General features: G+C 43.8%; 12 protein-coding genes. All 12 read left to right on the top strand.

Annotated elements, in window-relative coordinates; genetic code table 11:
- The first annotated feature begins 131 nt into the window (after positions 1 to 131).
- A complete protein-coding gene (locus DXD11_RS05040) occupies positions 132 to 1,823 on the top strand; it encodes a tetratricopeptide repeat protein (protein ID WP_117874344.1) in 1,692 nt (563 codons plus the stop codon).
- Positions 1,824 to 1,841: 18 nt separating this feature from the next.
- Complete coding sequence (locus DXD11_RS05035) at positions 1,842 to 2,165, top strand: hypothetical protein (RefSeq protein ID WP_071849497.1); 324 nt, start codon at positions 1,842 to 1,844, stop codon at positions 2,163 to 2,165.
- Positions 2,146 to 3,537: a hypothetical protein gene (locus DXD11_RS05030; protein WP_243105812.1), complete on the top strand. Its 1,392-nt coding sequence runs from the start codon at positions 2,146 to 2,148 to the stop codon at positions 3,535 to 3,537. The genes DXD11_RS05035 and DXD11_RS05030 overlap by 20 nt, the downstream gene beginning before the upstream one ends.
- A 14-nt stretch (positions 3,538 to 3,551) precedes the next feature.
- The gene (locus DXD11_RS05025; RefSeq protein ID WP_015534440.1) at positions 3,552 to 4,748 is read left to right on the top strand and encodes an FtsW/RodA/SpoVE family cell cycle protein; all 1,197 of its coding nucleotides are present in this window, start codon (positions 3,552 to 3,554) and stop codon (positions 4,746 to 4,748) included.
- A gap of 30 nt (positions 4,749 to 4,778) precedes the next feature.
- Entirely contained in the window at positions 4,779 to 6,200 is a 1,422-nt protein-coding gene (locus DXD11_RS05020) for a L,D-transpeptidase family protein (RefSeq protein ID WP_118757903.1), read from the top strand.
- A gap of 30 nt (positions 6,201 to 6,230) precedes the next feature.
- Complete coding sequence (locus tag DXD11_RS05015) at positions 6,231 to 7,106, top strand: hypothetical protein (protein ID WP_118757902.1); 876 nt, start codon at positions 6,231 to 6,233, stop codon at positions 7,104 to 7,106.
- 237 nt (positions 7,107 to 7,343) lie between these two features.
- Positions 7,344 to 8,003: a helix-turn-helix domain-containing protein gene (locus DXD11_RS05010; RefSeq protein ID WP_118757901.1), complete on the top strand. Its 660-nt coding sequence runs from the start codon at positions 7,344 to 7,346 to the stop codon at positions 8,001 to 8,003.
- 67 nt (positions 8,004 to 8,070) lie between these two features.
- Complete coding sequence (locus DXD11_RS05005) at positions 8,071 to 9,771, top strand: sensor histidine kinase (protein ID WP_117549946.1); 1,701 nt, start codon at positions 8,071 to 8,073, stop codon at positions 9,769 to 9,771.
- Complete coding sequence (locus tag DXD11_RS05000; RefSeq protein ID WP_022217373.1) at positions 9,764 to 10,453, top strand: response regulator transcription factor; 690 nt, start codon at positions 9,764 to 9,766, stop codon at positions 10,451 to 10,453. Before DXD11_RS05005 ends, DXD11_RS05000 begins: the two co-directional genes overlap by 8 nt.
- A gap of 200 nt (positions 10,454 to 10,653) precedes the next feature.
- Positions 10,654 to 11,355 carry an RluA family pseudouridine synthase gene (locus DXD11_RS04995; protein ID WP_022217372.1) on the top strand — a complete coding sequence of 234 codons (702 nt, stop codon included), beginning with the start codon at positions 10,654 to 10,656 and terminating at the stop codon, positions 11,353 to 11,355.
- A gap of 143 nt (positions 11,356 to 11,498) precedes the next feature.
- On the top strand, positions 11,499 to 12,932 hold the full coding sequence (gene proS / locus DXD11_RS04990; RefSeq protein ID WP_022217371.1) for a proline--tRNA ligase: 1,434 nt from the start codon (positions 11,499 to 11,501) through the stop codon (positions 12,930 to 12,932).
- A 91-nt stretch (positions 12,933 to 13,023) separates the two neighbouring features.
- Positions 13,024 to 14,355 carry a CCA tRNA nucleotidyltransferase gene (locus tag DXD11_RS04985; protein ID WP_118757900.1) on the top strand — a complete coding sequence of 444 codons (1,332 nt, stop codon included), beginning with the start codon at positions 13,024 to 13,026 and terminating at the stop codon, positions 14,353 to 14,355.
- Positions 14,356 to 14,541 lie beyond the last annotated feature (186 nt).

Here is a 14,541-nt window from a genome sequence, read left to right as displayed (position 1 = left end):
TCGATAAATGTAATAAATCAGGTTGATCCGTAAGGGATGTGTCAAGTTTTCTATGAAAACTTGACATGTAGCTCCAGCCATTTGCCGAAGGCAAATTTTGCATGGCTGGAGTTCAAGATGGAGGAAGAGATATGTATTGTGATAATTGTGGTTGTGAATTGGGGGAGAACGTAAGAAAGTGTCCTGTCTGTGGAAAAGAATTTCCTTTGATAGAGCCGGAAGTTGACGACAGCACAACTGTGCTTACAAGTGAGCCGGACGTCGATGAGGACGATGACAGCACAACTGTCCTGACAGGCGGAACACAGGGCATGCCTCAGATGATGCAGCAGCCACAGGGTAATCCTGTGCCACCGCAGCAGCCTCAGATGGGAATGCCACAACCTCAGATAATGCCACAGGAAGGCGCCGATATAATGATAAAGAAAAAGGGCGAGAAGAAGGGTATGAGCAAGGGTGCAAAGGCCGCACTCATAGCTATACCAGTGGTTATCGTCATCGCTATAGGCGTCTTTGCATTTATATTTGTTCCAAAGTTTAGAAAGTATAACGAGGCCAACGACCTCATGGACCAGGGAAAGGTTGAAGAGGCCGTGACACTGTATAAGGATCTTGGAAAATTCAAGGATTCCTATACAAAGGCAAACGGAGACGCTTATTATGAGTATGCCGAGGGTCTTGAAAAAGAAGGCAAGAACCTTGAGGCGGCTGAATATTATAAGAAGTCAGGCAACAGCAGAAAGGCTGCAGAGAACTACAGCAAGTCATCTGACGGTGACGAGGAGAGTTTCAGCAGCGATGACGCATTTGATAAGGCTTATCAGTGTTATTACAATGCGGGAATGGATCAGATGAATGCGGCATCCTACGATGCAGCCATAGATGCATTCAACAATGCAGGCTCATACAAGGATGCATCGGACAAGGTTATCGAGTGTACATATAAGAAAGCAGAGGCACTTATAACAGCCAAGAAGTACGATGACGCCATCAGTATTCTGTCAACCATAGAGGAGTACAGCGATTCCCAGACTCTTCTTGCAAAGTGCTATTACAACAAGGCATCAGAGCTGCTCGACAGCGGCAAATATGACGATGCGTATGATATGTACATGAAGTCAGAATTTGATGACTACAAGAACAAGGCCAGTGAGTGTACATACAAGAAGGCAGAGCAGTATTACAAGAACAAGGATTACGAGAATGCCATCAAGAGCTATGATAAGGTGGACAAGGATTACAAGGACTGTGTAGCTGAGAAGGACAAGTGTTATCAGGCACTTGGAGCCCAGGCATACAAGGACAAGGAATACAAGAAGTCAGTTGATTACTATGAGAAGGTAGTCAAGACTGATGTGTCCAAGAAGATAGCAAATGGAAAGCTTGCATTTGCAAATGCAAATAAGAACGCAGCCAATGAGACTACAATGACATATCTCGGAGAACTCAGATACGACGGCAACGAGAAGGCTCAGAAGCTGTATTCAGAGCTTGTGAAGTGGAATATAGAATCATTTGTAAACAGCAGTGAAAAAGATCTTGATAAGGGATCTAACAGCATCAAGACAAAGGATGGATCAGATATATATATTCATACGTCATTTGGATTTGACGGTGATGACTCTATGAAGATATCGGGATACGTTGTGTATGCGGATGGAAACAAGTCTGACGTCATAACATTCTCAGATCCTGTGGTTGATGGCTGGTCAACATGGGTCAAGATATCAGGTGACAGCGCACCTAAGGGTGTAACATATCTGTATCTTCAGAACGAGACGACCAAGAAGATCATAGAGGTATATCCGTTCACAATAAAGTAAAGAGACAGGGTGATATATGTGATAAACAGACCTGAATTGCTGGCTCTGGAATTCTACAAGTCGCGGCCTTTTAAGGGCAGTGACAAGGGTATCCGTTACATGATACAGAAGGATGTTGTGGAGATTGAGCCGGAGGGTGAAAAAAATCAGACAGAGGAAGATGCACCGAAGGAGACAAAGACTGTACTCACGGCATTTATATGGCCGGAGCCATTCTGTTTTGAGGTCACACCGGATGAACAGAAAGGATCGAAGCAGTTTGATTTTTCCGAGGAAGGATTGTGTGAGGCCATAGCCTGGTTGAATGAAAATCATGATACATATGCACAAAAAAAACAATAATAAACTACTTAAAAGAATAATTGGAATAACAGCGACTGTCATCATTCTGATGGCAGCAGTTGTTGCAATTATTTTTTTTCATCTTATGAGAAAACCTCAGATAAAGCTTGTGGAGGCCATGGTAAATACCATCAATTCTTCCAGAGAGTCGGAGATGAATCAGCAGTATGGCACATTTGACATGGGTATGAACATGATAAATGGCAGTCAGAGCTTTTCATTTGAGGATAATTCTGATCACAGCGTTGACATATCGCTGAAGAGAAGTGCTTCGAATCACAATTTTCTTGCGGAGGCAGGAGTTGATGACAAGACATTCAAGCTCTATGCAAATAAGAGGACTTCTCTCATATATATAGATGATATGGCAATCAGAATACAGTACGCTGACAATCTCATCACGAACATGAGCAATTCTCAGGTGGTATCACTGCTCGGGATAGACAGCGACACAGTGTACTCATTTGGCACTGCTTATGAGAATTGTATGAGGATGGCTGCAAATAATTATGCGGACATCAACGGTGACGATATCCAGACAGATATTATCCAGAAGACACTTAAGTATTTCTTCAATATGGAGGGTACGAGTGAGGGAAAACAGACTGTGGTCACGGGAGACAGAACCCAGGACTGCAAGGTTTATTCTGTCATCTTCAATGTGGATGATTTCTACAGTTATCTGGACGACTGCTTTGGCACGCATGATATAAATCTTCAGGAAGTGTATGACATGCTTGGCAAATACATACCGGAGATAGATACCATTGACAATACGGCAGAATTGGTACATGATATAAAGCAATTTGTGGATGAAATGTTAGACGGCAGGGATATCACGCTCTATTTTGCTGTGAACAGTAATGATGAGCTGGTCAAGCTGTATGCGGATCATGTGTCCGACAGGGATATGAGCATGTCGCTGACATTTTCCGGAGACAAATATACAGCACAGTCGTATGAGTTCACTGTTACTGACAATTCTGACAACCATCTTGTGATAAAAAAGAGGGATGTGAGCAGTGACGGAGAGACAGGAGTGGTGTTTGATGTGGATATATCGGCAGCCGATCTCATGGATTCCGTGAAGCCTGTCAGTATAAGTGCATCGCTGGAGCTTAGATTGTCTGGAAGTGATGCAATTCTTGGTATACAGGTTGGAGATGCCGTGTTCAGAAAAAATGCGGAGATCACAGGATATGATAAGGGTAACAGCATTGATCTTGCGTGGAGCGGGGACAGTGATGGAAGCATGCATATCGGCTGTGATTCAGGAGCGATAGAGAAACCGGAATACAGGGACAGCCTGGATATATTTGACACAGATGTGATAAGTGCGTATAAATTTATAAAAGAGATAATGAACAGATAGATGGAGATTTGTATATGAGTGATACATCAGTTGTGGATAACTCCACGGGCAAAGAAAAAAGCAGATATACATCGGGAACCATATATAAGATGATAATTGCTATAACGTTCCTTCTGGCATTTGGACTGATAATGATATTCAGCGCATCCAGTTACGGTACGGCTGCCAGCAATTTCAGAAGCCAGTTGGTGTTTATCGTTTTCGGAGCATTGGCAATATGGGGATTGGCGTTTTTCCCATACGGTCTGTATAAGAAGCTTACATGGCCTGCATATTTTCTGTCATTGATACTGACATTTTTGCTTCTCACGCCATTGGGAGTAAATGTAAATGGTGCGACGAGATGGATCCAGATCCCTCACATACCATTCAGAATCCAGATCGCTGATATAGTGAAGACTCTCATGATCATATTCATAGCTTCATTTATAAGCAGCAAATGGAGAGAGATGCATAAGTGGCAGACTGTCATAATACTGTGGGTGCTTGTGGGACTCCAGGCGGGACTTCTGCTCGTCATATCCACAAACCTGAGTTCGTGTCTGGTCGTTCTTGGAATATGTTACTGTTCAACATTTATAGCCAGCAAGAACTGGAAACTGCATTTGGGAATATTGCTGATAGCTGTGGTGGTGGCGGTGGTCTATGTGAAGGTAGCCACGAGCTACCTGCCTACGGAGGAAGAACTTCTGTCAAATGACAACTTCCGTGCAAAGCGAATCCTGGGATGGCTGTACACAGAAAAATATGAGAAGAGTGCAGGATATCAGGTCATACAGTCGCTGTATGCCATAGGAAGCGGATCTTTCTTCGGCAAGGGACTTGGAAATGGAACACAGAAGCTTTCGGCTATACCGGAGGCCCAGAATGATATGATCTTCGCGATAATCTGCGAGGAACTTGGTGTGGCAGGAGCAATCATGTTATTTCTTCTGTATGGCTATCTGTTATACCAGATGTATGTTATAGTTAAAGAGTCATCGAACGTATTTGGAAGCATGATGGTCATAGGTGTGATGGTACACCTTGTATGCCAGATAGTGATCAACGTAAGCGTTGCGACAAATGTAATTCCGAATACAGGTGTTACTCTTCCTTTCATAAGCTCGGGAGGTTCCGCACTTCTCATGACCATGGTCGAGTGTGGTATGTGTATAGGAATCAGAAGGCAGCAGACGAGAAGAGTGTATCAGAAGCATTTGAATGAATAAAATCCATGTGAGGAATAAGAGAGGTAGTATATGGTAAAGTTTAGAAAAATTGCGTTTTTGACAATGGCAGCAGTATTGTTGTCAACTTGTGCGACAGGAATCTCAAATCTGTCAGAAAGCAGGGTCGGCGGACAGTACACGGTGTACGCTGCGGAGACTCAGGCTGATGCCGGAGAGAGTGTTGCGACATTGACGGATGCAACTGCCACTGTGAAGAATAAGAAGGGCTGGTATACCAAGAACGGTAAGACATATTATTACGATGAGAACGGCAAGGCGTTAAAGAGCAAGTTCCTTACATACAAGGGCGACAAATATTATTTTAACAGATATGGCCGCATGGTGAGAGGTCTTAACAAGATCCAGAATAATTACTATTACTTCAGAACAAATGGCAAGGCACTGGTGAATACCTGGAAGAAAATAAAGGGTAAGAAGTATTACTTTGGTTCTGATGGAAAAGCCTATAAGGGTGCACATAAGGTAAAGAATAGCAAGTATTACTATAATTTCTCAAGTAATGGTTATCTTGCGGAGGGTGTCAGAAAGATAAATGGCGTGACATACAGATTTGGTTCCAATGGAAAGCCATATACAGGATGGTATACTACAAAGCTTGGAAACAGACAGTATTACAGCGCTTCAGGTGTTGCATACAAAGGACCTAAGAAGGTAAATGGCAAGCTGTATCTGTTCGACAAGAATGGTGCACTGGTGAAGGGCAGAGGCTGGAAATATTACAACGGCAAGCGTTACTTCGTAAGCGTCAAGGGAACATTACTCACCGGATACAGATATGTGGATGGAGCATACTATTACTTCAGTAAGAGCGGTGCCATGTACAGAAGCAAGTGGGCATATGCGAATGGATATAAGTTCTATTTCAACAGAGGTGGCAAGAGACTCACAGATGTTGATAAGATCCTCGGAAAACAGTATTCCTATGAGATAAAGGTCAACAAGACCACAAATGTTGTGACTGTATATGCAAAAGATGGCAACAAGGGATATATCATTCCGGTAAAGGCATTTGTATGTTCAGGCGGTGACACAACACCTCTTGGAACATTCTATACCCCTGCAAAGGGAAGATGGTGGACACTGATGGGACCATGTTATGGACAGTGGGATACACTTATAACAGGTGATATACTGTTCCACTCTGTGTATTACGGAGAGGAGGATCCTACCACATTATCAGTCAGCGCTTATAACATGCTCGGAATGACATGCTCACACGGATGTATAAGACTTAAGGCAGGAGATGCAAAGTGGATATATGACAACTGCGATCTTGGAACAAAGGTAACTATATTCGAGAGCAATAAGAGCGGCCCGTTCCCTAAGCCTACATCAGTTCAGCTTGATTACAGCCATACATGGGATCCTACAGATCCAACCATGGCATACAAGTGTAGAGAGAACGGATGTCATAAGGGAATAGCGTGGTAATATCGTGTTCAATGTGGAGAGAATAGATATATGAAAAAAGCGTCGTGGATGGACATGGGCAGAAAATATATATTATTTATGATTGCGGTCATCTGTTTTGCAGGTATCTGCATGGGATGCGGGAAGGTGGATGACGGTCAGGAGGAGAGTACCGGTATCCAGATAAAGAGCGGTGATGTTGAATCCGCGGAGGATATGACTCAGATAGGAGTGTATCTCGATGTGGATAAGAACAGTTCCGAGATAACGGATGTGAAGTACAAGATATCCGGTGACATAGGTATCTTGAGTTTCAGGTACAGCGGAGTGAAGGTTGAACTCAGAGGCTCCTGCAAATACGAGATGTACGATCTGGCGGGCGTTGAGAACACCAGCAATGGTGACATGATAACCGGCAACATCCAGGGATACAGTGCTACTTATTACACTTTGACTCCCGGACGTATAGCTTTCTGGAGCGATGGAACAATTAACTATTCGCTATATATATACGTCACAGCCAGTGATGAGGTACTCAATGAAGTGCTGTCACATATAGTATTTGAGAACAGATATACGGACAGGGCCGATGTCCAGCAGCAGATAGAGACGGACAGCAGAGCATTTGCTGAGAAGATCGTGAAGGTGTTCAATGATGAAGATCTTGAGACCATGAAGGATATGGTTTTATATCCTCAGGAGACAAGTGGTGGACAGTCCATAGCAAATGAAAATGAGCTGTTGAATATAAGCAAAAAAGACTTGTTCACAGATATACTCATGAAGGCTCTGAACGATGAGAATGCGCTGGATAATCTGAGAAAAACCAACGACGGTTCCGAATATGTAATCGGAACAAATTATAAAAATGTACATTTTATATTGAACGACGATGGACAGTTTGTCATCACAAAAATAAATAACTGATATTTATCCCCTGCACATAAGGGCAAACTGATATGTGCAGGGGATTTTTCTGTTTAAAATACTGAAAAAGTTCTATTTGCCACGAATAAGTTCAGAATGTGATAAGTATGGGAGTATAGTGGGAAAATTTAGAGGACGATTCGCGTTGAGACTGTGTATTAAAGTCCTTAGAATTGTATCAGGACAGGAAATAACTTAAGACAGGACCTGATCTGAGACAAGGAGGAGATATACACGATGACAGAGAGAGTTTACAGTATAAGTGAGGCAGCAGCCAAGGTTGAGGTTGAGTCACATGTGCTTAGGTATTGGGAGGAAGAGCTTGAGATCGATATCAAGAGAAATGACATGGGTCACAGGTGCTACAGTGAGAAGGATGTAAAGATACTTCAGAGGGTTAAGACTTTGAAGGATAAGGGGATACAGCTCAAGGCGATAAAGGATATGGTTCACAGAATGTATGAACTTCTTGACGAGGGAGAGAGCACAGAGGAAAAAAATGCGGATGATGCGGTGACGGAGCTTATCGCAGAGAGTGAAAATACAGAGAAGAAGACCATAGAAACCATAAGGGTGAGCAGCGATGTGGGGGATGATTCAAGAATAGTTGATTTCAAGATGGCACAATTCCAGAATATCATGGACAAGATAATCAGCAACTCCATAAAGGACAACCTTAAGGTGATAACACAGTCAGTGTCCGCTGCGGTGTCCGATGACGTGGTAAAACAGATGGATGTGCTGATGAAGGAGAAGGAGGATCAGGAGGAAGCGAGATACAGAAAGCTTGACGCCACCATAAGAGAACTTCAGCAGACCAGACAGGAGGTTGCGGCAACGGAGATAAAGAGGAAGAAAAAGGGCATTTTCAGAAGAAAACAGGGAGAGAGTTTATAAAAACTTCACACACTAACAATAGGGATTAATGCTATAATTAGCGCTAGTAAGATGGGAGTTAACACTAATGAAGATTACTAAGAAAGTTAAGATAGCGATAATTTTTATATGGATAGCAGCGATATTGTCCATGGTTATAGGTACGGCTATCATAGGGCGATATTTTATCACTGGAACTTATGGCCGAAATCACTCACTGCAGCTTTTATATTCGGAGGACGATCCGGTCAATGATGTGTACAAATCTCTGTCCACATTGCGTGAGGAAGTTATAAGCAAGGTGAAGAAGAATCCTTCATACTATACAACCCAGGATAATGCAGATGCACTGGATGAAAAGAGCTCGGTATTAAATACTCATATAGCAGTGAAGAAGGATGGAGAGTACATATATAGTTCCGTTGATCCTTTTTCTGAGAGCCTGAAGGAGCAGTTAAAGAGAAATGATAACAGTTCGAATATCAATGCGATAGATGGTGATTCGATTGATACCGGAAATAACAGTGATATAAAGGTTCAGGAATATCTCATAACCCAGCCGTCATTCTATCTGTGCAACCAGGTATCATATGTGCTGGATGGAAGTCAGGTAGATATTTACATGCTCACATACTATGGTAATTATATGGCGAAGTTCAGGGGAACCATCATGGGTTATTCCATACTGATGGTTCTAATGATGATGCTCCTGAGCGGTGTCGTGGCATTCCTTGTATACCAGCAGTTTGTGAATCCTCTTGTCAAGCTCAAGGAGGCAGCAGAGCGTATGGGCTCAGGCAACCTTGACGAGAAGATAGACTTTGGCGATAACAGAGTCGATGAGGTTGGTGAGCTCTGTGAGTCATTTGAGGATATGAGACAGAAACTGTCAGACTTTACCAAGGCGAAGATGAGATATGAGGAAGAGAACAGGCAGCTCATAAGCAATATATCACACGATCTCCGTACTCCTATCACGACCATCAAGGGTTATGTGGAGGGAATCATGGATGGAGTTGCAGATACCCCTGAGAAGCAGGAGAGATATCTGAAGATGATATACAGCAAGGCAAATGAGATGGACAGCCTCATCAATGAGCTTTCACTGTATACGAATATCAACAACAACGCCATACCATATGAGTTCCACAGGGTATCGGTGAAGGATTATTTTGATGACTGTATGGAGGAGGTATATACGACGCTCCTTTCCAAGAACATGACGCTAACATACAAGAACTATTGTGATGACGATGTGAAGGTCATAGTTGATCCTGACCAGCTCAAGAGGGTCATCAACAACATAATTACAAATGCTATCAAGTATACCGATAAGGAATATGGACAGATAGATATCAACATATATGACAATGACGCGGAGGTTAAGGTATCCATAAGCGACAATGGCCGTGGAATAGATTCAGAAAGCCTGCCTCATATATTTGACAGAATGTACAGAGCTGACAGCGCAAGACAGTCAAGAGGCGGAAGTGGTCTTGGACTTGCTATATGCAAGAAGATCGTTGAGGAGCATGGCGGCAACATATATGCCACAAGCCAGCTTGGTGTCGGAACAACGATAGTATTTACCCTGAAGAAGTATATTCCAAAGGTTGAGGAGATCGAGGGTGATACTTCTGACGCCAGCGGTGAACAGCAGGCAAATGTAAAAAAGGATACACAGAAAAAAGATGATCAGAGAAAAGACAATCAGAAAAAGGATGGTCAGAGAAAAGGATCATTGCAGATCATAAATTCACTAAAGAAAAGGAGAGATACAGATGAGTAAGATATTGATCATAGAAGATGAGCTTAGTATTGCAGAGCTTGAGAGAGATTATCTGGAGCTCAATGATTTCGAGGTAGAGATAGAGACAAATGGACTTAAGGGTCTTGAGAAGGCATTGGATGAGGAATACAGTCTTATCCTTCTGGATCTCATGCTCCCTGAGGTGGATGGATTTGAGATATGCCGACAGATAAGGGAGAAGAAGGATATTCCGATCATCATGGTAACAGCCAAGAAGAATGATATAGACAAGATCAGAGGTCTTGGTCTGGGAGTTGACGACTATGTCACAAAGCCATTCAGTCCAAGTGAGCTGGTGGCAAGAGTCAAGGCGCACATATCCAGATACGAGAGACTTGTTGGTTCAACGGCACTCAAGAATGACGTCATCGAGATCAGAGGTCTTAAGATAGACAAGACGGACAGAAGAGTGTATGTTGATAACGAGGAGAAGGTATTTACGAATAAGGAGTTCGATATACTGTGCTTCCTTGCCAGCAACCCAAACAAGGTATTTTCCAAGGATGAGCTGTTCAGCAAGATATGGAATATGGACAGCATAGGAGATATAGCCACGGTTACTGTTCATATCAAGAAGATCAGAGAGAAGATTGAATTTGACACATCGAATCCACAGTACATAGAGACTGTGTGGGGCGTGGGCTATAGGTTTAGGATGTGATAAGAAAGCCCCAGACGGCGAACATGCAGCGTTCATGCTTGCATGAAACGCTGCATGTTCATCGGATGGGCAGATATTCATGAGCATGTATGCCGATAGGCAGGAATGCGAATGAATGTGCGATTACGAGAGCCACGAAGTGGCGAAGTAATCGTAAGGCTTTCATAATAAGCCCCAGACGGCGAATGAGGAGAAAACAAATGAAATTAAACATTTTACATGAGGATAATGATATAATCGTGGCTGTAAAGCCATGTGGTGTGCCAACTCAGCCAGACAAGACCAATTCAGAGAGCATGGTGAGTATGCTCAAGCTCAGGATATACGAGAAGGAGAACAGAAAAGAGGAGCCATATCTTGTGCCTATACACAGACTGGACAGGCCTGTAGGCGGAGTTATGGTATTTGCCAAGACTCCTGAGGCGGCTGCAAATCTCTCAAAGCAGAGCGAGGATGGTTCTATGATGAAGTATTATCAGGCGATCCTCACTGGTGAGCTTCCAAATGACCAGGGAGTTTTGAAGGATTATCTTCTTCACGATACTAAGGACAATGTGACAAAGGTCGTGGACAAGGACACACCTGGAGCAAAGTATTCCGAGCTGGAATATGAGGTGCTGGATGTCATGGATACGGACGAGGGGGTTCTGTCATATATACTTGTTGAACTCATAACTGGAAGACATCATCAGATCAGGGCTCAGTTTGCGAAGAGAAAGTGCGGAATATGGGGTGACACGAAGTACAACCCTAAGTTCCAGAAGACGAAGAAGAAATATAAAGAGATAGGACTTCACGCGTCCAGATTGGAATTTGACCATCCGACAACAGGGGAACACATGGTGTTCAAGCATGAGCCAGAGGGCGGAGCATTTGCCATTCTGGATCTGGATGAGTTTTAGTTAAAATGGTATTTACAGGGCGGATGTTGGCATGTTTCGTGTTGACATACGTCCTGAAATTTTGTAGATTAAAGAGTGTATGCATTAGGTAGTTCAGCTATGCAGCAGATATAGAATGTTTTAGAATTAAGGAGATAAATAAGATGGCAAACGATAAGAAGATGGTTGAAGCTATCACTTCCATGGATGAAGATTTTGCACAGTGGTATACAGACGTTGTCCTCAAGGCAGGACTTATCGCATATACCAACGTGAAGGGATGTATGGCTATCAAGCCCGCAGGATATGCAATCTGGGAACTTATACAGAAGCAGCTTGATGAGAGATTCAAGGCAACAGGCGTGGAGAATGTGTACATGCCTATGCTTATTCCAGAGAGCCTTCTTGAGAAGGAGAAGGATCACGTTGAGGGATTTGCACCTGAGGTAGCATGGGTTACTTATGGCGGACTCAATCCACTCACAGAGCGTATGTGTGTAAGACCTACATCAGAGACTCTGTTCTGTGATTTCTACAAGAATGATATCCAGTCATATCGTGATCTGCCAAGGGTATATAATCAGTGGTGTTCAGTTATGCGTTGGGAGAAGGAGACAAGACCATTCCTTCGTTCAAGAGAGTTCCTGTGGCAGGAGGGACACACTGCACATGCAACAGCCGAGGAGGCTGAGGCAAGAACAATACAGATGCTGAATCTGTATGCAGACTTCTGTGAGGATGTACTGGCTATGCCTGTTATCCGTGGACAGAAGACAGAGAAGGAGAAGTTCGCAGGAGCAGAGGCAACATACACAATAGAGGCACTTATGCACGATGGCAAGGCGCTCCAGTCAGGAACAAGCCATAACTTCGGAGACGGATTTGCCAAGGCATTTGGAATACAGTTTACAGACAAGGACAACAAGCTCAAGTATGTTCATCAGACGTCATGGGGTATGACAACAAGACTTATCGGAGCCATCATCATGGTTCACGGAGACAATTCAGGTCTTGTACTTCCTCCAAAGGTTGCTCCAACTCAGGTCATGATCATTCCTATCATGCAGAAGAAAGCAGGAGTGCTTGAGAAGGCAGCAGAGCTCCGTGAGAAGCTTGGAGCATTCAGAGTAAAGGTCGATGACAGCGACAAGAGCCCAGGCTGGAAGTTCTCAGAGCAGGAGATGAGAGGTATTCCTATCAGAGTTGAGATCGGACCAAAGGATATCGAGGCCAATCAGGCAGTTCTGGTACGCCGTGACACAAGAGAGAAGATCACAGTATCACTTGATGAGATAGATACAAAGGTTGGAGAGCTTCTTGAGACTATCCAGAAGGATATGTTCGAGAGAGCAAAGGCTCACAGAGATTCACATACACATGCAGCGCTTAACTGGGATGAGTTCAAGAATATCATCGACAACGAGCAGGGCTTTGTAAAGGCTATGTGGTGCGGCGAGACAGCTTGTGAGGAGGCTATCAAGGATGAGACAGGAGCATCCACAAGATGTATGCCATTTGCACAGGAGCATCTTTCAGATGTATGTGTACACTGCGGCAAGCCGGCCAAGAAGATGGTATACTTCGGAAGAGCATACTAAAATATAGATAATAATCATGTATAATAACTTCTTCAGCATTTTGCTGGAGAAGTTATTATTTTACAGATATAAAGATGCGGAGAGAAGATATATGAGAATAGACATTCCAGAGGGAGCAAATAAAGTTATAGAGGGTCTTGAGGCAGCAGGCTATGAGGCCTATATAGTCGGCGGCTGCGTGAGAGACAGCATACTCGGAAGAGAGCCGGGGGACTGGGATATCACCACATCTGCCAGACCTGAGCAGGTCAAGGAGATATTCAGGCGAACCGTAGATACAGGAATAGAGCATGGAACCGTAACAGTCATGATGGGCAAGGAAGGCTATGAGGTCACGACGTATAGGATAGATGGAGAGTACAGTGATCACAGGAGACCGGATCAGGTGGAGTTCACAGCCAGCCTTGAGGAGGATCTGAAGAGAAGAGACTTCACCATAAATGCCATGGCGTACAGCCACAGCAAGGGCATAATAGATATGTTTGGCGGTGTGCAGGATCTGAATGACAAGGTTATAAGAGCTGTCGGTGTGGCAAGGGACAGATTCGATGAGGATGCACTTAGGATACTCAGAGCCATAAGATTTGCGGGACAGCTTGGATTTGACATAGAGAGGGATACCCGAAAGGCCATGATCATCCAGGCACAGTACCTCAAGGATATAAGTGCGGAGAGGATCAGGGTGGAGCTCACAAAGCTCCTTGTATCAGATCATCCGGACAAGCTGCTCGAGGCCTATGTTACAGGGATCACTGCATATATCCTTCCTGAATTTGACAAGATGATGGAGCAGCCACAGAACAACCAGTATCACAGATACAATGTGGGTGTACACTCCATTGAGGCGGTTAAGAATATAAGAGCTGATGTAACCATGAGATGGGCGGCACTTCTCCACGATATAGGCAAGCCATCCACACACACTGTGGACGAGAATGGAACAGATCACTTTTACGACCACCAGATCGCAGGAGTTCCACTGGCGGAGGCGGTTCTCAGAAGACTGAAGTTTGACAACAATACCATCAAGGACGTGTGCAAGCTGGTGAGATGGCATGACTTTGGCATGGGCTGCGTTCCGAAGAAGAATATCATCAGGAAGCTTCTCGGAGAGGTTGGAAAGGATTTCTTCCCATATATAATCGAGATCAAGAAAGCCGATATGGCTGCCCAGAGTGATTACAAGCTGGAGGAGAGACAGAGCCAGCTTGCGGAGCTTGAGAAGAAATATGAAGAGATCGTGGCAGATGCTGACTGCGTCAGGATCAAGGACCTCAAGGTAAATGGCGGAGACCTCATAAAGCTGGGAATAAAGCCGGGACCTCAGATGGGCGAGATACTTCAGAAACTGCTGGATATGGTTATAGAAGACCCGGAGAAGAACGACAGGGAATATCTGCTGGATCAGGTAAAGCAGATGTAGGCATCAGCGATACCCGTCGTAAAACAGACAAATAAAAAGTTACAACTTAAGAATGAAACTTAACAGCCCCTCATACAATAATTTAGCAGGTTATTATTGCTATAAAGTGAGCGAGGGTTTATCTGTGAAGTGGATGTGTGTATCTTATCTGACATTACCATAATCATGACATATGAATCCGCCGGC

It is taken from the genome of Coprococcus sp. TF11-13 (assembly GCF_003481085.1).
Lineage (GTDB): Bacteria > Bacillota > Clostridia > Lachnospirales > Lachnospiraceae > Coprococcus > Coprococcus aceti.
Note: the sequence above shows the minus strand (reverse complement) of the source record. Positions and strands in the feature narration are given on the sequence as shown.